The organism is Nitratireductor sp. J20-h4 (assembly GCF_056780505.1).
In genome coordinates this window covers 3,355,614-3,378,456 of the sequence record NZ_CM165557.1, presented here as the reverse complement: position 1 = coordinate 3,378,456, position 22,843 = coordinate 3,355,614, and the positions used below count along the sequence as shown (strand labels likewise).

The window sequence follows — 22,843 nt, the reverse complement described above, 5'->3', positions numbered from 1 at the left end:
ATGAAATGCAGAACGGTTTTAAGATGACCGGAACGGCGCTCACGCGGTCAATGCCCGCCGGTCCGCCGCCGCCTTGGGCCGGCTCTCCGTCGATCGTATATGCGCGGCAAGCTCGGCGACCGTCTGGTTGCTGAGCAGTTCCTTGGGCGACAGGGATTTCGACAGCCGCTGCTCGATGAGCATGATCAGCCGGACGGCCATGACGGAATCGAGGCCCACGGAAGGCAACTGCGTTTGAGGGTCGAGATCGTCCAGCTTGAGCAACTCGCGAACGATCGTGACGAGGTCTTCTTCCAGATCGTCCTTGGCCGCCGCCGCCTCGGGCCGGTTTTCCGTCGATCCTATGTGCGCGGCAAGCTCGGCGACCGTCTGGTTGCTGAGCAGTTCCTTGGGCGACAGCGATTTCGACAGACGCTGCTCGATGAGCATGATCAGCCGGATGGCCATGACGGAATCGAGGCCCACGGACGGCAGCGATGTCCGGGAATCGAGATCGTCCAGCTTGAGCAACTCGCAGACGATCGCGACGAGGTCTCCCTCCAGATCGCCATATTCGCTTCGAGGCGGTCGAGCGGCGGCCTCGGTCGCCGCAGCATGACGATCCGGCGTGGCCGGCGATGCTGCGGTCGCGTGGGGGGTGGGGGACTGCGGCAGGGTCTGTTGGCCCGGCGCGGCAACCGCCTCGCCGCCTCGCCGCTTCAGAAGCAATCCGCTTGCGGGATCGAGATGGCCCATGATCCGGTCACGGTCGCCGTACATGGCCAGGATATCCGCGACCGGCTGTGCCATGACGTCGCGCAAGGCGCGGATGCCGGTGTCTGCATCCATGAATTGGTAGCCGAGCGACAGGAACCAGGCATCGACGTCTTCGGTGACGTATTTGTCCCACTTCCAGCGCGACCAGCTGACGGCGTAGCTGCGCCCATGCCGCCGCCCGGCTGCGACCTCGCGGTTGCGCCAGTTGGCGAAGGCGTTCTGGAATGCGCATGCGTAGGCATAGTCCGCACCTCCGGCAAACCCCAACGACGCCAGCGAGGAGAACGCGACGACAAAATCGAGGTCCAGTTCGGCGGTGGCCAGGTCCAGATTGACGCTGCCTGCCACCTTGGACGCGATCACCGCGGAAAAATCCTCCCACTGCTTGTTGTAGATATAGGCGTCGTTGTGAGCGGTGACCAAATTGACGATGCCGTTCAGGCGTCCGTGGCGGCCGACAATGTCGGCCACCATCGCCTGCGTCTGCGCGCGGTCGGCTATGTCGCACTGGACATAGAGCACACGGTCGGACCGGCCTGCCTTGCGTGCCAGCGCGTCAACGCGATCCTTGACGACGCCGGCGAGCGGTGAACGGCCGGTAATGACGAAAGTCGCATCGACCTCGCGCAGCAGCCTCTCGACCAGCCTGCAGCCCAGTTCGCCGGCGCCGCCCGGAAAAAGATAGACGCCGTCGTGGCGAAACCACAGGCCGTCTCCCGCCTGCCGCTCGGGCACCGATGCCGGCTGAAGTCCGTAGACCAGGCGCGCGCCGTCGTAGCGGATGGTCTGGGGTGTCGTCGCTGGTGTCGCCGCGAGCTCGAGGGCCACGAGGCGCCGCCAGTCCTGCCCGTTCAGGTTGGCGAAATAGAGCGAATGGACCCTCAGTCGCTCGTTTTCGAGGAAGGCGGATTTCGCCAGCGCCGGAAGAGCGTCGTCCGCGGGCCTGACGCCGAAATCGCCGCGGGCGACATGAAAGATGTCGATCTGCCGGCCGAAGGAGCGTTCCATCAGGTCCTTTATCAGTTCGAACAGGATGTGAACCTCGTCGGCCTGCTCCGCGGCATTCGCCCCGGCAGGCAGAACGACGATCAGGTCCGGGGCGCCGTTCTCGGCGTTCCAGTTTTCGAACGACGGTTGGGGCGCGACCGCGCGCCCCTCGATCAGCGACGTGACCAGTCTCGCCGTCGGGGGAAGCATGCCGCGCAGAATCGGCGTGAAGTCAGCGATCTGTTGGTTGTCGCGGCCGATCACCCAGATGCATTTTTCGTCGAGCGGCCGGGGTGACCCTGCGGCCGCCTCGCGCCAGCCGGGCTGCAGATAGGCCATCTCGGCCCGCTCGCGGCTGTCCTCGTCCTCCACAGCCGGCCGCGCTTCGAACCAACAGCTCCGGTCCGGCCACGGCGAAACCGGCAGCGGCAATCGCCGCGCTTCGGGAATGTCCGGCCAGTCGGCGCTGCCGCCCTCCAACCACCGCACGACGTGCGCCGGCCAGGTTTGACCTGCCGTCGATCCCGACATCGCGAGGGTTCCCGGCGGAGATTCACCGAGCGCGATCGCGTCGAGCCCGCGCAGCAGTTCGGATCGCGACGATGCGCGCACGACGGCGCGGGCGGGGCGGTTCTCGTTCCTCTGCTGCAGGGTGAAGGCGATATCGCCGAGCTCGAAATCCAGGTTGGACCCGTGTTCGGGATTGCGAACGACGCGCGCCAATGCCGCGGCATACGCCTTCAAGAGATCGGGATCGGAAGCCGCGACCGGAACAAAGACCTCTCCGGCACGATCCCGGCTGGATGCGGGCACGACATGTTGCTGCACGACGAGCGAGGCATTCGCGCCGCCGAAGCCGAAGGAATTCACGATGGCGGCGCGGGCTCCGTCGGAGGCGTTTGCGGGCCAGGGGCCGGTTTCGGCCTGGAGAACGAAACCGTCGTCGAGCACGACACGCGGATTGAGGTTGCGGAAGTTGGAAAGCCCGGGCAAAGCCCCGTGTTTCAGGGAAAGCAGCACGTTGATGACCCCGGCAACCCCTGCAGCTGGTTCCAGATGGCCGATATTCGTCTTTACCGAACCTACGGCACAGGCAGACGGTTGCTGGCCGCTTTGTCTCCTCAAGGTGCGGAAAGCCTCTTTCACGCCCTCCATCTCGATCGGGTCGCCGAGTTCGGTGCCGGTACCGTGCATTTCGACATAGGATATGTCGCTCGGTAAGAGTTTTGCGTCGTTGAGCGCACGCATGACGAGGGCGGCCTGCGCGGGACTGTTCGGCGCGGTGAGGGAAGCCGCCTTGCCGCCATGATTGACCGCCGTGCCTTTGACGACGCCGTAAATGTGGTCGCGGTCGCGCACGGCCGTCTCGAACGGCTTCAGCACGAGAACGCCGACGCCTTCCGCCCGCACATAGCCATCCGCGCCGGCATCGAAGGTGCGGCACTGGCCGGTCGGAGACAGAACGCCGAGTTGCCGGCCCATCACGAACAGATCCGGCGTCAGGAGGAGGTTGACGCCGCCGGCGAGGGCAAGATCGCATTCTCCGCTGCGGATGGCCCGAACGGCGTTGTGAAGCGCGACGAGGCTGCTCGAGCAGGCTGTATCGATCGCCTCGCTGGGACCATGCACGTCCAGGAGAAACGATACCCGGTTGGCAACCATTGCATGGGCGCTGCCGGTCAACATTTGTGCGCTCGACATCCCCTTCTGGTCGAGAAGCTTCTGGTAGTCCTGGAACTGGACACCGGCGAACACGCCAACCGACCGGCCAGCCAGCCCGTTCGGGTCGTAGCCCGCATCCCAGATCGCTTCCCACGCCGTCTTCAGGAACAGGCGATGCTGCGGGTCCATGAGTTCGGCTTCATAGACCGAGATGCCAAAGAACTCGGGCGCGAAAAGGTCCTCGCCTTCGATGAAGCCGCCCCATCTGACGTCGGTGCGGCCGGGATCGCGCAGCGGATCGCCCGACAGGGCCCGCCAGTCCCAGCGCCGCTTCGGAACTTCGCGGATGCAGTTCCTGGCGCCGAGCTGGTTGGCCCAGAACTCCTCCTTCGACGCCGCGCCCGGCAGCCGGCACGCCAGGCCGACAATGGCGATGTCGCGGCTGCGGTCGGTTTGCGGCGCGGCGGGCTCGGCGCGCGCTTGCTCCGGCTGTTCCGGGCGTGTCCGGCCGGGCTTTTGTTGGGCGATATATGCGCTCAGCGCCTGCAGCGTCGGGTGCGCAAACAGCAAAACGGCATCGACGCGCATGTCGAAGCGATCCGAAAGCCGCGTCGAGAAGAGTTTGAGCGAGGCGGAATCGAAGCCGAGATTTCCAAGTGCCTCGTCCGGATCGAGGTCGTTGGCCGGCATGTCCAGTACCGCGGCCGCCACCGTCTTGACCGCCTCCAGATGGTCGTGGCTTTCCCCGCCGCTGTGTATTCCTTCGAATGCGTTCATCACCTCGCCTCGTCATCCGATTTTCGAACCTGTCGACCCTTGCTGCGGCCTCCGCCAGTCAAGCCACGGGCTGCAATCTCGCGTGGTACCAGAGGCGCGAGCGCGCGAAAGGATAGCCGGGTGCGGAAACGCGCCGTCGCTGGCCGCGAGTGTAAAGGCTGGCGAAATCCACTTTTTCGCCATCCACCCATTGTTGGGCGAAGCGCACCGTCGATTCCGTGAGTTCGTCGCGCGGCGCCGCCGCAGGCAGCGGAGCCCGTCCCTTGCGCAGAATGTTGCAATCCTCGTCGCCGGCGTCCAATCTGGCGAGCAACTCCGCCAGGCTTGTCCAGTCTTGCGCTACAAGCGCCGACCGGACAGGAAACGGGGTGCGTCCGACCTGAAACGTGTAGACGAAATCGTCGAAATCCGGCCTCTGATCGTCCGCCGGACCGGGTTCGCCGGTCAATGACTTCACGAACCGGTGCAGCCTTTGCACATAGCGGCGCAGGCCGGCCTCGTCCTTGGCGGACAGCGGCAGAACCGGGAGCGCGGACGAGATCTGGTTGTCGGCGCCCGCGTTCGTTTCCCGGCGTTCCTCGAGCACCGCATGTCCCAGGGCTCCGCCGAAGCCAAAGGAATTGATTGCCGCGCGGCGGGGGACCGCGCTGCCGTCCGGGCCGCGCGGCGTCTGCCAGTCTTCGGTTTCGCGTACGAAGCGAAAGGGCGTGCCGTCGGTGTCGCACATCGGGTTGACGGTGTTGAGATGTGGGTTGCCGGGGATCTTGCCGTGCCTCATCGCCAGCAGCACCTTGACCACACCGGCCAGTCCGGAAGCGGTTTCCACGTGACCGATATTGGCTTTGACCGAGCCGATCCGGCAACGCTGCTGCGCGTCTCTCTCCTGGCCGGCCGCCAGCTCGCCGTAAGCCTGGCTGATCGCGTTGAACTCGATGGCGTCGCCCAGCGGCGTACCGGTTCCGTGCGCCTCGATGTAGCCCACCGAGCGCGGATCGACACCGGCCCGTCGCCAGGCCTTCACGATGAGCTGTTTTTGGGCGACCGCATTCGGCGCCGTCAGCCAGTTGGCGCGGCCGCCATGGCTGATCGCCGAACCGATCAGCAACCCGTAGATGTGATCCCCGTCGGCTTCGGCGTCATCGAGCCTTTTCAAAAGCAGCGATGCCGCCCCCTCGCCGCGCGCATAGCCGTTGCCGGCCGCGTCGAAGCTCTTCGTGCGGCAGTCGGGGCTCAGGGCGCCGTCTTCCTCGAGCGACAGCGACAGCGTTGAATGAAGGATGAGATTGACCGCGCCGACGATCGCCGTCGTGCAGTCGCCATTGCGCAGCGCCTGCGCGGCCAGGTGCAACGCCGCCAGCGAGCCGGAACAGGCGGTGTCGACGGCCAGGCTTGGACCGGTAAGGCCGAGCGCGAAAGAGACCCGGTTGGGCACGATCGACGTGGCCACGCCCGTCGCCAGTTTGGCGTGGACGGCGGTTCCATCGCGATAGAGAAGCTCCTCGTAGTCGGACTTGCCGGTCGCGAAGAAGACACCGGTCTCTTCTCGGCTGAGATCGGTCGCCCGGTAGCCGGCATCCTCGACGCAATGCCAGGCGGATTCCAGCGCCAGGCGCTGGAGAGGGTCCATCAACCTTGCTTCTTCCTCCTGAATGCCGAAAAACGCGGCGTCGAATGCATCGACGTTCCCGATGAACCCGCCCTCGCGCACGCCGCTGGAGCCCGTTTGCGACGCCGCTGCGGCCGCAAATCGGTCATCGGGGGGCACGCCGACGCAGTCGCGACAGTCGACCAGGTTTTGCCAATATTCGTCGAGCGTTTCGCAGACGGATCCGGGAAAGCGAGCGTGGATGCCGATCACGGCGACCGGGTCGAGCCCATGCTGATCCCTATGCGGCACCGGCGCGCCATGATGCTGGCTGCCGGTTGCGGAGCCGCCGCCGCGTACGGACTCCTTCACCCGTGCCGTTCCTTCGGATTTCCGCTCACCAGTGCCATGCGAAACACCTCGTCGCCAGATGGATGGGAACGCGCCGGCGGGCATGGCGCGATGCATCGAACGCCGAACATCTGTCCCACGCCGAGCGGGCCGAAAGGGCCGCGCACCAGAAACGGCAGCACGCCGTGGAAGCCCAGCGCTACGCGGGGATATTCAACTGAATTACACTAATATAACAGAAGTGGCGATGTAAACCCGGTATTGTTCACCCGATTGGGGTGGGCGTTGCGAGAACCGCCACAGGGCAGAGCGCCGATTGTGCCAGAACCTGTGAAGACGGGCGGGGCCAACCGACGACTGGCAGCAGATGCGCGACAGCACATTTCCGCGGGGCCATCTGCCCGATCCGCAAAACGGGTGCCGCACGCGCGTTGCCCTTCGCCGACACCGAGGCGACGCAACGCCATATCGATGAGATCAGCGGCGATGTCGCCCGCGCGATGCTGATCATGGATCGCACCGACTGGCACACCACCGCCAGACTGAAAACCCCGAAGAACATTATCCCGATCTTCCCGCCCTCACGGGCGCCGGAACTAGATCCGGTCGAGAATGTCAGGCACTACCTTACCGCCATCCGGCTATCACACCGTGTCTTCGAAACCTGCGAAGCGATCGTCGCCACCGCCTGCGAGGTCTGGCAAAAGCTCCTCGCCAAGCCGCTGGACTGTCGCACAAGGCGGGTCCCCCCCTCGATTTCTTCAGGCTTCGCTCGCTTGATCGCCATCTGTGATCCTCCCATGTCCTAACCGTAGAGGTGGACAAACTCAAAAGGGGAGGATCACCGGAAACGAGCGACAACACCGCTGCCAACCCGCCGTGCAAGCGGGTGGGCGGCCTCCGGCAGGTGACGGCATTGCCGCGCCGGCGCGATGATCTGTTCAGCCATGTTGACCGGCGCGCGGCGGAGCGGAACATTTTCGTGTTTGTCAGGATGGTGTCGGCGCGTTTTCACGGACCAGCCCCTGCTTCTTGAGCTCGCTCCAGAATTCGCTCGGTATCGCGTGGCCGATCAGGCCGATATTCTCGTCGAGGTGCTTCCTGGTGCGGGTGCCGGGAATGTTTGTCGGGATCGACGGATGGGCGAGTACGAACTGCAGGGCAGCGGCCTTGAGTGGCACGTCGAAAGTCTTGCAGACCGCTTCGATCTTGCGGACATGCTCCAGCACCGGCTCTTCGGCTTCGGCGTAATTGTAATGCGCACCGGGAATTGCGCCGGTCGCCAGGATGCCGCTGTTGAAGCCGCCGCCAAGCACGATGGCGACGTCGCGTTCTTCGCAGAGCGGCAGGAATGTATCGAGCGCGTCCTGCTCCAGAAGCGTGTAGCGTCCGGCGAGCAGGAAACAGTCGAAGTCGCGCTCGCGCAGGGCCGCTTCGCAGACCTGCCATTCATTGCAGCCGACACCGATCGCACTGACGACGCCTTGCGAGCGCAACGTCTCGAGCGCCTTGTAGCCGCTGTCCATTGCAGTGCGGAAATACTGCTTCTGCAGTTCCTCGCCATGGGTCCATGTGTCGATGTCGTGAATGAACAGAATGTCGATCCGTCCGACGCCGAGGCGCTGGATACTGTCCTCGAAGGACCGCATCACGCCATCGTATGAATAGTCGTGGACGATCTCGAAGGGCGGACATTCCTCCCAGAACGCGGAAGTGACGTTGCTGCTGGGAACCGGCTTGAGCAGCCGGCCCACTTTGGTGGACAGCACGTATTCGTCGCGTGGCCGTCCCCTTAGCGACTCGCCGAGCCGGTGCTCGGACAGGCCGTGGCCATATACTGGCGCGGTGTCGAAATAGCGAAGGCCCGCATCCCAGGCGCCCTTGATGACCTCGCGCGCATCTTCCTCGGGCACGACCCGGAACTGATTGCCGAGCGGCGCCGTGCCGAAGCCCATTGCCGTGACTTCGAGACCGGTTCGGCCGAATTTCTTCTTCTCCGAGGCTTTCATGGGTTCTCCTTGCTATTTGATGAATGCGTATTTCGAGCGGTCGATCGTGAGCGAGACCGCGAGAATGATCACGAAGCCCTTCACGATGTCCTGCGTGAAGCTGTTGACGCCGGTGACGTCCATGCCGTTTGTCAGGATAGCAATCACCAGGACGCCGAGGAACGTGCGGTGTGGTCCGCCGACGCCGCCTGAGAGGGCGGTGCCGCCCATCACCACGGCGGCGATGGAGTTGAGCAGCAACGCGCTGCCGGCGGTGGGCGTTCCCGCCCCGACCTGACCCGTGAGCAGCACGCCCGCCAGCCCACAGATCGCTCCGGCAAGCATGAAGGCGAGTACCTTGTAGTAGTTGACGGGAATTCCGGCATGGGCCGCTGCCACCTCGCCGCCGCCGAGGGCGAAGAGATAGCGCCCGAGCACGGTGCGGAAACTGACCAGAGTCAGGAGAACCGTGGCAATCAGCGCGAACCAGATAACGTTCGGAATGCCGAGCACGAAGGAGCCGTTGACCAGCGTCGGCAGGGTCTCGTTCATGAACAGGATCGAGCGACCCTGCGATATCTGGTTGGTGATCCCCGCGAGGATCGACAGCATGCCAAGCGTCACCAGAAAGGACGGCACCCGCAAGACGGTGACAAGTCCGCCATTCACGAAGCCGACCAGCGCGCCGGCCCCGACACCCACAAGGGTCGCGCCGCCGGCGCCGAGCGAATCGATAGACATCGCCACCAGAATACCGGTCAGAGTCACGAGGGATCCGACAGAAAGGTCGATCGAGCCGATAAGGATCACCATCGTTCCGGCAAGCGACACCATCAGCAGGACCGCTGACTGGCGGCCGATATTCAGCGCGTTGGCCGAAGAGAAGAACAGCGGATTGACCATCGAGAAGTAGGCGATCAATACGATGATCGCGAGGATGGGCAGCACCGTGCTGCGGAGCGTCATATCGGACCAGAAATGGTTTACAGTCTTGAGCATCTTGGGATTACCTCGGTTAAACCATTGCCGAGACCACATCGACTTCATGTGGCTTGGCGTCCCGCGGCGCGTCGACCTCTGCCGAAATCCTGCCGTCACGCAGGACGATGATCCGGTTCGAAAGGCCGATGAGCTCGGGAAGATTGTCGGAAACGAGAAGGATGGCCGCTCCGTCCGCGGCCAGTTGCCTGATCAGCGAGTAGATGTCTTCCTTGGCCCCGACATCGAGGCCGCGCCCCGGATCGTCAAGAACCAGGATCCTGACCTTGCCGGCGAGCCATTTGCCGAAAACGACCTTCTGCTGGTTGCCGCCCGAGAGCGTCCGGCACATGACGGCGGGACCGGGGGCACGCACGCGCAGCCGCTCCATCCAGGTACTCGTCATTTCGCGCCCGCGCCTTGCCGAAATTACACCGGGAATGCCGACGTTGATCTGGGAAAGATTGGGCAGCGTGATGTTCCAGTCGATGCTGTCCGACCCGATTACGCCCGCAATGCTGCGTTCGGCGGGCACATAGCCGATGCCGTGCCTGATGCCGTCCCGCCGCGATCCCGGCCGGAGCCGGTCCTTTCCGATCGAGATCTCGCCGCCCGTCTGGGCTTCCGCGCCTGCGATCATCTTGGCGAGCGTCGATTTGCCCGACCCCAGCACGCCGGCAATGCCGAGAACCTCCCCCTCGCGCAGGTCGAACGAAATGTCGTGCAACTCGCCGGCCTTGGAAACGCTCCTGGCGCTGAGCATGATGCGTTCACCCGGATCGCGCTGGATGGCTTCGCGGTAATATTCCTCGTTTCGCTGACGACCGACGATCAGCTCGTGCAGTTGATCCTCATTGGTCGAACGCGTCGGTCGCTGATCGACAACCTGCCCGTCCTTCAGGGCGACCACCTCATCGCATGTCTCGAAAATGTCTGACAGACGGTGTGAGACGAGAATAAAGGACGCCCGTTCGCGCCAGCGTCTCATGCCGTCGAACAGTTTGGAGGTCTCGTTGTCGGAGAGCGCGCTGGTCGGTTCGTCGAGCAGTATGATCGGTTCGACGGGATAGACGCGGCTCAGCGCGAAGGCCTTGGCGATCTCGACGAGTTGTCGCGTTCCGAAGGGCAGGGTACCGGTGAGCGTCTTCGGATCGACGTCGACGCCGAGCTCTTCCAACACCTCGCGCGCTTCGCGGATCATGGCCTTTTGACGGAGGACGCCGGCAGAATTGAACTTGCCTTCGCGGCCGAGAAAGATGTTTTCATAGACAGGGATGGTGGAGATCAGACCCTGCTCTTGGAAAACGGTCGCTACGCCATGGCGCGCGGCGTCGGCCGGGTGTCCGAACCCGACGCGCTCGCCATAAATCAGGATTGTTCCGGCATCGGGGCGAACCGTGCCGTTGATGATCGACAAAAGCGTTGATTTGCCGGCGCCGTTTTCGCCGACCAGCCCGAGGACGTGATTGCGCCGGAGCACGAGGCTGGCGTCGGTGAGCGCTTTCGTTCCAGGGTAGGACTTCGATATCCCCTCAAGCTGAAGCGCCGGCGCGGCCGTGGTCTGGCCGGCCCTTTCGGGCCGACCAACATGGTTATGCAGGCTCATTTGAAGGGGCCGGCCTTGTAGTGATCGGCGTAGAGTTGCGTCACCCTCTCGAATTCGGCTTGCCAGCCGCCTTCCCTGTAGGCGGCGTTCAGCCGGTTCTCGCCATCCGCTCCTGCCCAATGAGTGAACGGATCGATCGGGACAATCTGGTTCTGCGGATCCCAGCTGTCCGGGTTCAGCGTGCGGCTCATTTTCGCCCAGTCGAACGGGAATTCGGCGCTCTTGTAGATCTTCTCATCGATCTCGGCCGCATTGGCCGTGGTGGCTGTAAGCGAGCCGGTATAGAGGAGGCGCTCCGGCAGGCTTGCCTTCCAACCCATCAACGAATCGAAGAGCAGGACGGCGGCAAAGCCGGCCTGGTACGGTCCCATGGAGGTGTTCGTGGCGACGAACTGATCGCCCTTGGCGACTTCCTGAAGCCCTTCCGAAAGGCCGTCGATGCCGGCCACCTTGACGTCGGTCAGCCCGCGCTCCTTCAGGACGCTGAGTGCGCCAAGGGCCATCGAATCGTTTTGTGCGAAGACCGCCTTCATGTTCGGATAGGCGGTGACCATGGAGAGCATCACCGTACGGGCTTTCTCGCGCACCCAGTCGCCGCGCTGGCCGCCAACGATCGTGATCCCCGGGAACTCCTTGGCGGCCTTCATCATGCCCGCCGTGCGCGCATCGTCGGTCGGCGTCGCCAGACCCTTGATGTGCACGACTTCGCCTTCGCCGCTGATCGATTCGAACAGCGCCTTGCCGACTTGATAGCCCGCCTCGACGGAATTGGCTGTCATGTAGCTGACGAAATAGGGGCCGACATCGACCGGGCTGAACCAGGCGGGGGTCTCCCACAGCGCCGAGTAGTAGACCTGGTTTTCCTGGCAGATCCTGGCGATCATCGGCACTTCGCCGGCCGAGACCACGGTGTTGATTAGCATGTTGACGCCCTGTGTCGGCAGCCCCCGCACCTGGCTGAGCTCTCTTGCCGCGTCGTTGTTGTGGTAAAGTTCAGTCGCTTCGATTTCGAGGGCCGTCGCCGTGGCATTGAAGCCCTTGATAAAGGCCGCCCAATAGTCGTTTGACGGCGTTGCCACGCAGGTTGCCGCCTTGGCGTTCTTCTGGGCGAAGGCGGCGCCGCCAAAGGCGGAGGCGAGTGGCACGCCGATGCCTGCCGCTGCCGCCAGTTGGGTGAATACGCGCCGTGAGATCGGGTTCTGGATCCTCCCGGCATAGTGCTTGATTTTCTGTTCGTCAGACATTGTGATCCTCCTGAGATTGATTGAATGCACTCGATTGCAAAGTGAAATAGAACGAACCGGCCCGAGCTGGGTGCTCGTTGTCCGATATGTTGTGATTGTCCAGGCGCACACGTGCAGGCGACGCCACGGGCAGACGGCGCTATGGCCCGCCATTTGCGCAAGCGGCCCCGGATTCAAGGTTTCGAGTGAGAAATACCCATCGCGCACCTCCCAATGCGCCAATAGCAATCGATTGCATAATGTTGCCTGCCACGTCTTTTCTTGTCAAGGTCGGCTCTCGGCAGGGCCGGAGGGGCGGCGCGCGCCGCCCCGTCGGCGCGCTCGATTCAGGTCGACCGCCGGATCACCAGTTCGGGAACGAAAGGTGCGCTCTGCTCCGGTGCCGGGTTGCCGGCGATGAGCGATCGCACCAGTTGCGCGGCATGCCTGCCGACCGCCTCGATGGGGTAGGCCACCGTCGTGAGCGGCGTCGCGAGAACCTGCGCCATCTTGATGTCGTTGAAGCCGGCCACGGCGATATCCTCCGGAATTCGAAGGCCGCGTTCGCGCATGGCTTCGATGAGCCCGATCGCGAGCGCGTCATTATGCGCGAAAACCGCGGTCGGTCTCGGAGAGGCCCGCATGACCGCATCGAGCATCTGCTTGCCTGTCGCGGAATTGGCGTGCTCGGCATGGATGGCTGCGGCAGGCTCATGGATGCCTTTTTCGGCGCATACTGCCGAGAAGCCCTGGGCACGGTTCTTGAACGTCGTCGCCAGCAACGGACCGCGAACCTGGCAAACCGTCTTGTGGCCGCACGCGGCGAAATGGCGGGCGACGATGGCGCCTCCGGCCCGGTCATCGCACAGCGCCGAGGGCAGGGATAGGGCGGCAAGGCTTCTGACCGCCAGTATGACCGGGACCTCACGCGCCGCTTCGGCCAGGACCTCCTCATCGGCCTCCGTGGAGGCCAGCGAGATGATCGCATCGACGCGACGCGACAAATAGGTCTCGATGAGTCTTCGGGCATCAGCAGGCCGATCCTGTGTCTCGGCGATCAGCGGCGTCGTGGCAGGCGTTCCCGCGCCGGAATTCAGCGCTCCGATTATCGTTCTAATGACGCCGATGAAGGTTTCGTTCTCTAGGTCGGGGACCAGAACCCCGACGGTCTGGGACCGGCCGCGGCGTAGCGCCGCGGCGGTCAGGTCCGGGCGATAGCCGGAGGCCATCGCCATCTTGCGTACTTTTTCCCGGGTCTCGGATCCTACCAGATGCGCCTTGTCTTCGCTCAGTGCGCGCGAGACCGTAGAACGATCTACGCCTAGCCGCTCCGCAAGCTCTTTCATGCTTGGCCGCCTCATCGTGGTCTTTCCCTCCAATGCCCCGTGCCTGGTCTGTAATGCCCGCGCGGATACGCCGAAAATACGGCATGAATATTGGCCCGATTCCCTTCACGAGGGACTTGTTCATTTGTGATTGCAAGCCTCCTTCCGGGGCGGCTCGAAACACGCACACGCATTTTCAAGATGGTCATTTTCTCCGAGAGAGTGGTCGAATCACTCTTTGCAATCGATTGACAGACAGATTTTCACACTCTAAGTCTTGCCCATCAATTGGGAGGAATACAATGCTCGGTCGCAGAATTTTCGCGTTAGCAGCCTCATTGGCGGCACTCTTGCCCGCTTCGCTCATGGCACAGGAGCCCGATGGCAAGCTGGATGGCAACGACAAGGAAATCGTCGTTTTGATGCCGAGCCGCAGCAATGCCTATCTTGCTCAGTGGATTCGCGGTGCCGAACAGAGCGCGGAAGAAGCGAACTACAAGCTGACCATTATCGAAAACAATTTCGACCAGACGGAACAGGACGCGCAGGCTCAGCAGCGCATCAGTTCGCCGGTCAAGCCGGCGGCCTATGTCTGGTGGCCGGCCGACAACCAGGCCGGTCTTGCAACCCTCCGCCGCCTCAGCCGCACCGGGGTTCCCGTGTTTCAGGTTAACCAGGCGGTTCGTCCCGAGGCCGAGGACATGGTCGTTGCCTATGCCGGCGTCGATGATTTCTTCAACGGCCAGGTCGCTGGCCGGAACGCGCTCGCCGCACGCGAAGCTTTCGTGGAAAACGGCAATGAGCTTTCCGGCAAAGGTGGCAACCTTGTTATCCTCAAATTCATTCCGGGCTATTCGGCAGGCGAGGATCGCGAAGCCGGCTTCCTCGACGCGACCAAGGACGCGCCTTTCAATATCATCGCCACGGAATATGCTGGGTTCGACAATGCCAGCGGCTACAAGGCGATGAGCCAGCTCATCCCGAGCATTCGCGGCGAGGGCATCGATTTTGTCTACGGCATGTCCGATGGTCCTGTCACCGGCGCCGTCCAGGCGCTTGAGGAAGTCGGCCTGAAGCCGGGTGAAGACGTCTACCTCGTCAGTGCGACCTGTATCGCCGACATCTCGGCCGTAGAATCCGCCAAGGCATTCGCAACCGGCGTGCAGTCGGCAGGTCTTGAAGGCTGGTTCTCGATCAACGTCGTTGCGCGCTACTTCGAGTACGGCGAAACCGTCAAAGACGGCGCGTACGTTGCGCCCGACGATGCCGACGCCCGGCCGGACTTCAATTTTGCTCCGAGTAAGAAGAACATCATTCCCAACCCGCAGGTTGTGGTCGGCGCCGATCCGGCGACGGCGGGTGACAGGCTTGGAAACTTCAAGCTCTGGGGCGGATCGTTCGAGGATCACTGCGTGTATTGAGGCGCAATGGACCGGGCCGCATCGTGCGGCCCGGTCATCTGCCGGCATCGCCGGCAGTCTCTCCGCAGCCCCTTCTTTCGATTGCCGTTTTCCGGTGCGGTGACCATGCTTGAGATCAATAAGCTATCCAAATCATACGGCTCAGTGCATGCGCTTTCAGGCGTCAGCTTCTCGGCTGCGCGTGGCAAGGTCACCGCGCTTCTTGGAGAAAATGGCGCCGGCAAGTCGACCCTGGTAAAGGTTCTCTCCGGTCTGGTTCCTCCCTCGGCTGGCGAAATCCGGATCGATGGTTCGGCTGTCGATCTCTCCAGTCCCTCCAGGGCATTGCGTTCCGGGGTGGCCGTCGTTCAGCAGGAAATCAGCGTGTTGTCCAACCTGACGGTTGCCGAGAACTTTCTGTTGGCAGGCCCGGCGCAGATTCTCCGTCGCCGGCATGCCGCGGAATGGTGCAAGCCCTATCTGGAGCGCCTTGGCCTCGACCAGGTCCGACCGGAAACAAAGGTTTCCGATCTGACCATCGGCGAGCGCCAGCTGATCGAAATCGCGCGCATGCTGGCGCAGGACGCCAAGCTGCTGGTGTTGGATGAACCGACCGCGGCGCTCGCCGACCACGATATCGATCTCGTCCATGAAGCGGTGAGAAGGCTCGTCTCCGACAACAAGATCATTCTCTACATCACCCACCGGCTGAACGAACTCGACGAGATTTGTGACGATGTCGTCGTGCTGCGAAACGGCGAACTCGCCGACACTTTTCAGCAGAGCGACGCCACAATCAACCGTGTCGTTCACGCCATGATCGGTCGTGAGCTCGAAGAACTCTATCCGGAGCGTCCCGAGGCAGGCGCCGCGCGGACCGGGCCGATTGTCCGGTTGGAGAACGTCAGGACTGCCGAGCTGATTCAGCCTTTGAGTTTCGAGCTGCAACCGGGAGAAATCGTTGCGACATGCGGGCAGCTTGGCAGCGGACTGGTTGAACCGCTGCGGGCAATCTTCGGCATTTCCGATCTGGATCAGGGCGAGATCGCGTTTGGCGATGCGCACAAGGGCGGAGCGCCGACCGGCGAGGGCATCGCCTATTGCTCCGAAGACCGGCAGCACGACGGCTTCTTCAACAACAGGGCCGTGTGGGAAAGCCTGAGCGCACCGGCGCTTTCCGCCTCGGGATTGTGGGGGTTGGCCAATCCCCAGACAATGCGCCGTTCCGTGGCCCCGGTGGCCGACCGCATGACCATCCTGCCCGCCTATCGCGAAAGGCAGGTCAGTGCGCTTTCGGGAGGCAACGCCCAGAAGGTCTCCATCGGCAAATGGCTATCCAGCGACCCGAAAATTCTTCTGCTCGAAGAGCCGACCCGCGGCGTTGACGTGGGTGCGCGCGCCGAGATCTATACCCTTTTGCGCGACCTCGCCAAAGAGGGTATGGCGGTCCTCTTCGCAAGCTCCGATCTCGACGAGGTGCTCGGTTTCGCCGACCGTGTCCTGATCTTCCATGCCAACCGCATGGTGCACGAGGCGCCGACCGAGGAACTCTCCCGAGATGCTCTGGCTACATGGATTACTCATGGCGGACTCTGAAGCCCAAAACACCGTCCCGTCCGGGCGGCTGCCGGCCAATGCGGTGACGTCGGATCGCCAATGGCTGCGCGATCTTGGCCCCTTCGTGCCAATCGTCGCGCTGGGCGCGATCGCGGCGCTCACGGTCGACGGCTTCGGCACGGCACCCAACATCATCGCCATCGTGCAGGCTTCTGCCATCACCGGCATCGCAGCCGTGGGTACGGCAGCGATTACGATTTCCGGCAAGTTCATCAGCCTGTCAATCGAACAGCAGGCGATGACGTCCGCCTTCGTGTTCGCGGCCCTTGTCGCGGCGGGCGCGCCAGTCGCGCTCGCGATCCTGGCGGCATTCGCGGTGGCGATCCTGCTGGGCCTGATTCAGGGCTATCTCGTCTCGCGCGGGCTGAACCCGATCGTCACGACGCTGGCATTCGGTTCGGCGCTGTTCGGTACCGTCGTGATGCTCGCGGATAACCGCACCATCACGCTGAGCCCGAACCCGATCGCCTGGCTGGGCGGCGGGACCACTTTCGGTGTACCGAACCAGGCAATCATATTCCTGATATTGCTGGCGATCGGCTCGTTCCTCTTGGCGCGCACCAAGCTGGGGCGGCAGCTTCTCCTGACGGGTGCGAACCCGGCCGCGGCAGAAATCGTGGGAATCCCCACAAAGCGCATAATCATGATCGCATTCGTCGTCGCGGCGCTCGCATCGGCGGTTGTCGGCATTCTCGTCGTCGGCCAGGTTTCGCAGGCCAAGAGCGACATGTTCCGCGGCCTGACCATCGACGTGGTCGCCGCGGTGTTGGTCGGAGGCATTGCGATCCAGGGAGGCGAAGGGCAGCTCTGGCGCGCCGGCTATGGCGCGATCGTTCTCACCATGCTTGGCAACATCATGCTGCTGATTGGCATCGACGCGGGAACGCGCGAACTGCTCAAGGGGCTTCTCGCCGGCACCGTCCTGATCTCCATGACGATCCTGAAGGCGAGGGGCCGATGAACGCTTTCGTCAAGATGGACACCGGGATCCAGGTCCGCATCCTCATCTTCTTGGCGCTGGTGGTCGGCCTTGCCGTCACGGTGCCGGGCTTCCTTTCAATCGCCAATGCATCCTCAATCATCGAAAATGTCGGTTTGATCGGCCTTATCGGCGCGGGCATCATGCTGACGATGATCGTCGGACAGCTCGATCTGGCTGTGGCCTCGGTTGCCGCCGTGGCCGCGATCATCGCCCTGTCGCTGGCGGGAACGTCCCTGGCGCTGGGGATCGTCGTGGCCCTTCTCACGGCGGGGCTCTACGGCGCCTCGGTCGGCTATGTCATCAACCGTACCGGCGTCAACTCGCTGGTTCTGACCGTCTGCATGCTGATCGGGGTACGCGGCCTTGCCCTCGTCATGACACCCGAGCGGCCAGCGATCCTGCCCTTCGATATGTTCTGGATCTCCGATGGCCTCGTCGCCCAGTGGGGGCCGCTGACCCTTCTCGGCGTCATCTGCCTCGTCGTGATCGGGCTTGTCGGGGTGGCGTTGCGGTACACGAAGCTCGGCCTTTCGATGTATGCTGTCGGCGGCAATCTCGATCGGGCGCGGGGCTCGGGGATATCCACGGCCCGCGTTTATATGGTCGCCTTCGCGGGTTCGGCCATGCTCGGCGCATCGGCCGGCATTCTGGCGGCGCTGCGGTCCGGCTCGGCCTCGGGGCTCGGCTTCGAGAGCTTTCTTCTGGCCGGCATTACTGTCGCGGTCGTCGGCGGCATCCCGCTTGAGGGCGGGCGGGGCACCGTTATCAATGTCCTGCTGGGCGCGCTCATCATCAGGCTGATTTCGTCGGCCGTCGCGCTTGGCGGCATTCCGGGATCATTCGAGAGCATCGCGATCGGCGGCATCCTGCTCGCGATGCTTCTGCTCGACTACTGGCTCGGCAAACGGAGGCAGGCCAGGGCGACGCCGCTGCGGGCCGGTCTCCAACACGCAACAACAACCAATTCGAACGGAGGTTGAATACGATGAGCAATGCTAAGGGAGGAGCCGTCGTCACAGGCGCGGCTCGAGGCATCGGGCGCGAGCTCGCGCTCGGTCTTCTCCAGGACGGTTTCGGCGTTGTGATCGCCGATGTCGATCCGGAGGTCGGCCGTGCCACGGTTGAAGAACTCGCCAAGGAGTTCGGCGAAAACATCCTCTTCGCGAAGGCCGATGTGACCAAACGCAGCGAGGTTGCGGAAGCCGTGGCCGCGTGCCGCAAGGCGTTCGGCAGCATTGATGTCATGATCAACAATGCCGGCTTCAACAAGCCCGAGCCCTTCCTCAAGGCGAGCGAAGACATCTGGCGCGCCATCATGGACGTCAACGCGCTCGGCGTGCTGATCGGTACCCAGGAAGCAGCCAAGGCGATGATCGAGGACGGGACCAAGGGGAAGATCATCAACACGGCTTCCATCGCCGGCCGTTCCGGCTTTCCGGATTTCGCACCCTATTCCGCGAGCAAGGCGGCCGTGATCAGCCTGACGCAGGCCGGCGCCCGGGCGCTTGCCGGCAACGGCATTACCGTCAACGCTTTCGGCCCGGGCGTGGTCGACACCCCGCTCTGGGAAAAGCTCGATGCCGACCTTCTGGAGATGGGCGCCAGCTCCGCGCCGGGCGAGGCGATGGCCGGGCTCGCCGATTCCATTCTTCTCGGCCGGGTCGCAAAGCCGACGGACGTGCTCGGAACGGTCAGGTTCCTCTGGTCCCCCCAGTCTGACTACATGACCGGTCAGGTCGTGTTGATCGATGGAGGCATGGTCCTGCAATGAGCGCACGCACAGGAATTCTCACGGGCGCGGCCGGAGGTATCGGCCGCGCGACCACCGAACGTCTGGTCAAGGAGGGCTGGTCACTGGTCCTCGTAGATCGGGACGATTCGATCAGGGATGTCGCCTCGGCGGTCCAGACCGGCGCCGGCCAGAAAGTTGTTGGCGTCGCTGCCGATATTACCGATTCTGCCACCTATGGCGCCATCGATGACGCCGTGGCCGAGATCGGCGCACCGCTGAAGCTCCTGGCCCTGGTTGCCGGGGTGCTTCAGGAGGTCGGCGCGATCGAGACCCTTGAGGTCGACGAGTGGGACCGCGTCTTCAACGTCAATCTTCGCGCCAACATGTTGCTGATGAAGCACTTCATCCCGGCGCTCAAGAAGGCCGATGGCGGCGCAATCGTCACGGTTTCGAGTTGGTACGGTAAGAGCGGCCATGGCTTTTTCGGCGCCTATTGCGCATCGAAGGCAGGCCTCATCTCGCTGACCCACACGGCGGCCGACGAACTGGCGAAGGACAATATCCGCGTCAACACTGTCGCGCCTGGCAATGTGGCGACCAGCATGCACCTCGATGCACTCAACGAGGAGGCGGCAAAACGCGGCGTCACGTTTGAGGAGATGAAGAAGACGGAATGGGACAAGATCCCGCTCGGTCGTGCCGCCGATCCATCCGAGATCGCCGATGCGATCAACTTCCTGGCTTCGCCGGACAGCAAATACATCACCGGCGCGACAATCGACGTGAACGGGGGCTGCCTGTTCTCATGATCGCCAAGCTGCGTCGTGATAGCGGCAAGGCGCTGCAACCGGTTCCGGACTTCGTTCCGGAAACGGACCTGCTGCAGCGCGGCTATCTCGACATGCTGCGCATTCGCGGCTTCGAGGAGCGCGCACAGGCGCTCTTCGACAGCGGCGACATCAAGGGAACCGCCCATTCCTGTGTCGGACAGGAAGCAATAGCGGCCGGCGCGTGCGTGATGCTTCGCAAGGACGATTACATCGTCTCGCACCATCGCGGTCACGGCCACTGCATCGCCAAGGGTGCCGATACAGAACGGATGATGGCCGAACTGCTGGGTCGGGAGACCGGATACGGGCGCGGCCTCGGCGGTTCCATGCATATCGCCGCCATCGATCGTGGTATTCTCGGTGCGAACGGGATCGTCGGAGCGGGACTCGGCATCGGAACGGGCGCGGCCCTGTCTGCGGTGATCCGCGGCAGCGATCAGGTTTGCGTTGTCTTTTTCGGCGATGGCGGGGCAAATGAAGGGATCTTCCATGAATCCCTCAACCTTGCCGCGCTATGGAAGCTGCCGGTCATATTTTTCTGCGAAAACAATCAGTACGGACTGTCGCTCGCCGTTGCCGGTGCGTCCGCCGTGCCGCAGATTTCGGTCCGTGCAAACGCCTATGGAATCCCCGGCGAGACGATTGACGGCAACGATGTCGTGGCCGTCATGGCCGCGGTCGGACGTGCCGTCGAGCGTGCACGCGCGGGCAAGGGGCCCTCGCTGATAGAGGGCATGACCTATCGCTGGGGCGATCACTCCATGCGAACCAACCTTCCCTCCTACCGCCCTGTGGAGGAGGAGGATTTGTGGCGCACGGAGCGCGACCCCATCGCTCACGCCGGAAGAATGCTTTCGGAAAGGCAGATTGGCGAAGAGGCATTGGCCGATATCAGGTCTAAGGCCGACAAGGAACTCGACGCCGCCGTCAGGCGGGCTCTCGAAGCCGGTGAGCCCACTTGTGAAATCCTTGCCGGAGCCGTTCAGGCCGAGCGGCATCCGTCCGCCGATGCGCCGCCTCCTGGCGACCGCAAGATCGGCTATGTCGATGCGATCCGCGAAGCCATGCATCAATCCATGGAGCGGGACGACAGCGTCATCGTGATGGGCGAGGATGTCGGCAAGATCGGCGGGCTTTTCCGCTGCACCATGGGGCTGCAGGATGCGTTCGGTCCGGCACGGGTCCGCGACACGCCGATCTCCGAAAACGCGATCATGAATGCGGCTGTCGGCGCGGCGCTCACCGGCCTCAGGCCGATCGTCGAGGTTCAGTTCTTCGATTTCGTCACCCACATGATGGACGCCATCGTCAACCAGGCGGCAAAGCTCCGCTTCATGCTCGGCGGCGAGACCAAGGTGCCATTCGTCATCAGGGGACCGCAGGGCGGAGGCATTCGGCTTGCTGCGCAGCATTCGCAATCGCTGGAGACGTGGTTCTCCCATGTCCCCGGTCTGACGGTCATCACACCCTCGAACCCATATGACGCCAAGGGGCTTCTTGCCGCGGCGATCGCCGACGACAATCCGGTCGTCTTCATCGAGCACAAGCTGCTCTACCAGCAGAGCATGGGTGAAGTGCCCGAAGAATACTTCACGCTGCCGATCGGCAAGGCGGACATCAAGCGCGAAGGCTGCGACGTCACCATCGTTGCGACCATGGCGATGGTCAGCCAGGCGCTGTCGGCGGCGCGGGCGCTTGCCCGCGACGGCATCGAGGCCGAGGTGATCGATCCACGCACGCTGCGCCCTCTGGATATGGACACGATCATCGCTTCGGTGCGCAAGACCAACCGTTGCGTGGTCGTCCACGAGGGCTGGCGTTCCTACGGAAGCGGCGCCGAAATCGCAGCGCGGATCATGGAAGACGCATTCGACCATCTCGACGCTCCCGTTGCCCGGATCGGGATGGACGAGGTGCCGATGCCCTACAATGCGGAACTGGAACGCGCTCTCATCCCCAACGCCGCGCGCATAGCCGAAGCGGCGCGGGAGGTCTGCTACCGGACACAGTGAATGGAGCCGAACAAGGACATTTCATACCACAAGATGCAATCGATTGCTTGTCTAAGGAGAGAATAATGGTCAAAAGATTGGATGTAGAATTTCAGTCCGAGGGCGACACCGTTCGTGGCTGGCTGTATTTGGCTGACGAGTCCAGGCGCTCGCCAACTGTCGTGCTGGCTGGCGGCTGGTGTTATGTCCGCGAGATCGTGATGCCGATCTACGCGCAGGCATTCGCCGAAGCGGGCATCAATGCGATGATCTTCGATTATCGCAATCTCGGCGTCAGCGACGGAGACAACCGCCAGCATCTCGATCCGTGGATGCAGGTCAGAGACTATCAGAACGCGCTGAGCTTCCTCGAGCGGCACGAACTCGTCGATGAAGACAAGCTGGGCGTGTGGGGCATTTCCTATTCGGGCGGCCACGCGCTCATCCTCGCGGCGATCGATCCGCGGGTGAAATCAATCGTCAGCCAGATCCCTGTGATCGACGGTTACGAGAACATGCGGCGCGCGCATGGAACCATGGAGTTCCGCGCTCTGTGGGATCTCATTCTCAGGGATCGCGCGTTGCGCTACGACAAGCCCGGCGAGCAACTTTACCTGCCTCACGCGACGGAAGACTCTGCCAACGAAGTCTCGTCCTGGCCCTTCCCGGAGACTGTTCGCACCTTCACGGCGATCAAGGAATCCGAGGCTCCGCTCTACCAGAACAGCAGCACGGTGGAATCGGTCGATTTGCTCATGAACTATGATGTGGGCCCGTTCGTGAAGCGTATCTACAACACGCCGACGCTGATGATCGTGGCGGAGGGCGACGACCTCACGCTGTGGGATCTGGAAATCAATGCGTTCAACCAGGTGCCGACGACCAGGAAGAAGCTCGAAGTGCTTCCGCACACGTCCCACATGACGCTCTATTCCGACAAGTCGAAGGTCAAGGTTGCTGCGGCCATGGCCACCAAATGGTTCGTCGAGACGCTCGAGCCGTAGGAAGCGTGGCGGGGCGCGATTGCGCGCCCCGTCCGGCACCGCGATCGAA

At 63.1% G+C, this 22,843-nt stretch carries 16 protein-coding genes; 9 read left to right on the top strand and 7 right to left on the bottom strand.

What is annotated here, in order from left to right:
* Positions 1–39: 39 nt before the first annotated feature.
* Both ACT2B0_RS16235 and ACT2B0_RS16230 read right to left on the bottom strand, forming a co-directional pair.
* Positions 40–4,182: an SDR family oxidoreductase gene (locus ACT2B0_RS16235; protein WP_473459234.1), complete on the bottom strand. Its 4,143-nt coding sequence runs from the start codon at positions 4,180–4,182 to the stop codon at positions 40–42.
* Between the two features lie 58 nt (positions 4,183–4,240).
* Positions 4,241–6,235 (bottom strand): beta-ketoacyl synthase N-terminal-like domain-containing protein, encoded by a 1,995-nt coding sequence (locus tag ACT2B0_RS16230; protein WP_473459232.1) that lies wholly within the window; start codon positions 6,233–6,235, stop codon positions 4,241–4,243.
* 314 nt (positions 6,236–6,549) lie between these two features.
* Here ACT2B0_RS16230 and ACT2B0_RS16225 point away from each other — a divergent pair, with 314 nt between their 5' ends.
* Positions 6,550–6,927: a hypothetical protein gene (locus ACT2B0_RS16225; protein ID WP_473459230.1), complete on the top strand. Its 378-nt coding sequence runs from the start codon at positions 6,550–6,552 to the stop codon at positions 6,925–6,927.
* Between the two features lie 180 nt (positions 6,928–7,107).
* Here ACT2B0_RS16225 and ACT2B0_RS16220 read toward each other — a convergent pair whose 3' ends face one another.
* The 5 genes from ACT2B0_RS16220 to ACT2B0_RS16200 form a co-directional block, all read right to left on the bottom strand.
* Positions 7,108–8,127, bottom strand: a complete 1,020-nt coding sequence (locus ACT2B0_RS16220; protein WP_348452654.1) for an aldo/keto reductase — start codon at positions 8,125–8,127, stop codon at positions 7,108–7,110.
* Positions 8,128–8,139: 12 nt separating this feature from the next.
* Positions 8,140–9,153: an ABC transporter permease gene (locus ACT2B0_RS16215; RefSeq protein WP_473459228.1), complete on the bottom strand. Its 1,014-nt coding sequence runs from the start codon at positions 9,151–9,153 to the stop codon at positions 8,140–8,142.
* Positions 9,122–10,690 carry a sugar ABC transporter ATP-binding protein gene (locus ACT2B0_RS16210; protein WP_473466042.1) on the bottom strand — a complete coding sequence of 523 codons (1,569 nt, stop codon included), beginning with the start codon at positions 10,688–10,690 and terminating at the stop codon, positions 9,122–9,124. Before ACT2B0_RS16210 ends, ACT2B0_RS16215 begins: the two co-directional genes overlap by 32 nt.
* Positions 10,687–12,156: a sugar ABC transporter substrate-binding protein gene (locus ACT2B0_RS16205; protein ID WP_481658413.1), complete on the bottom strand. Its 1,470-nt coding sequence runs from the start codon at positions 12,154–12,156 to the stop codon at positions 10,687–10,689. Before ACT2B0_RS16205 ends, ACT2B0_RS16210 begins: the two co-directional genes overlap by 4 nt.
* Before the next feature lie 104 nt (positions 12,157–12,260).
* On the bottom strand, positions 12,261–13,259 hold the full coding sequence (locus ACT2B0_RS16200) for a LacI family DNA-binding transcriptional regulator (RefSeq protein ID WP_473459224.1): 999 nt from the start codon (positions 13,257–13,259) through the stop codon (positions 12,261–12,263).
* A gap of 281 nt (positions 13,260–13,540) precedes the next feature.
* Here ACT2B0_RS16200 and ACT2B0_RS16195 point away from each other — a divergent pair, with 281 nt between their 5' ends.
* The 8 genes from ACT2B0_RS16195 (at position 13,541) to ACT2B0_RS16160 (ending at position 22,794) form a co-directional block, all read left to right on the top strand.
* Positions 13,541–14,659: a sugar ABC transporter substrate-binding protein gene (locus tag ACT2B0_RS16195; protein WP_473459222.1), complete on the top strand. Its 1,119-nt coding sequence runs from the start codon at positions 13,541–13,543 to the stop codon at positions 14,657–14,659.
* A 105-nt stretch (positions 14,660–14,764) separates the two neighbouring features.
* A complete protein-coding gene (locus ACT2B0_RS16190) occupies positions 14,765–16,234 on the top strand; it encodes a sugar ABC transporter ATP-binding protein (RefSeq protein ID WP_473459220.1) in 1,470 nt (489 codons plus the stop codon).
* A complete protein-coding gene (locus ACT2B0_RS16185; RefSeq protein WP_473459218.1) occupies positions 16,221–17,216 on the top strand; it encodes an ABC transporter permease in 996 nt (331 codons plus the stop codon). The genes ACT2B0_RS16190 and ACT2B0_RS16185 overlap by 14 nt, the downstream gene beginning before the upstream one ends.
* Positions 17,213–18,217, top strand: a complete 1,005-nt coding sequence (locus ACT2B0_RS16180; protein ID WP_473459216.1) for an ABC transporter permease — start codon at positions 17,213–17,215, stop codon at positions 18,215–18,217. The genes ACT2B0_RS16185 and ACT2B0_RS16180 overlap by 4 nt, the downstream gene beginning before the upstream one ends.
* Before the next feature lie 5 nt (positions 18,218–18,222).
* The gene (locus tag ACT2B0_RS16175; RefSeq protein WP_348488484.1) at positions 18,223–19,008 is read left to right on the top strand and encodes an SDR family oxidoreductase; all 786 of its coding nucleotides are present in this window, start codon (positions 18,223–18,225) and stop codon (positions 19,006–19,008) included.
* Entirely contained in the window at positions 19,005–19,778 is a 774-nt protein-coding gene (locus ACT2B0_RS16170) for an SDR family NAD(P)-dependent oxidoreductase (RefSeq protein ID WP_348488485.1), read from the top strand. The genes ACT2B0_RS16175 and ACT2B0_RS16170 overlap by 4 nt, the downstream gene beginning before the upstream one ends.
* Complete coding sequence (locus ACT2B0_RS16165) at positions 19,775–21,811, top strand: alpha-ketoacid dehydrogenase subunit alpha/beta (RefSeq protein WP_473459213.1); 2,037 nt, start codon at positions 19,775–19,777, stop codon at positions 21,809–21,811. Before ACT2B0_RS16170 ends, ACT2B0_RS16165 begins: the two co-directional genes overlap by 4 nt.
* A gap of 65 nt (positions 21,812–21,876) precedes the next feature.
* Complete coding sequence (locus ACT2B0_RS16160; protein ID WP_473459211.1) at positions 21,877–22,794, top strand: alpha/beta hydrolase; 918 nt, start codon at positions 21,877–21,879, stop codon at positions 22,792–22,794.
* Positions 22,795–22,843 lie beyond the last annotated feature (49 nt).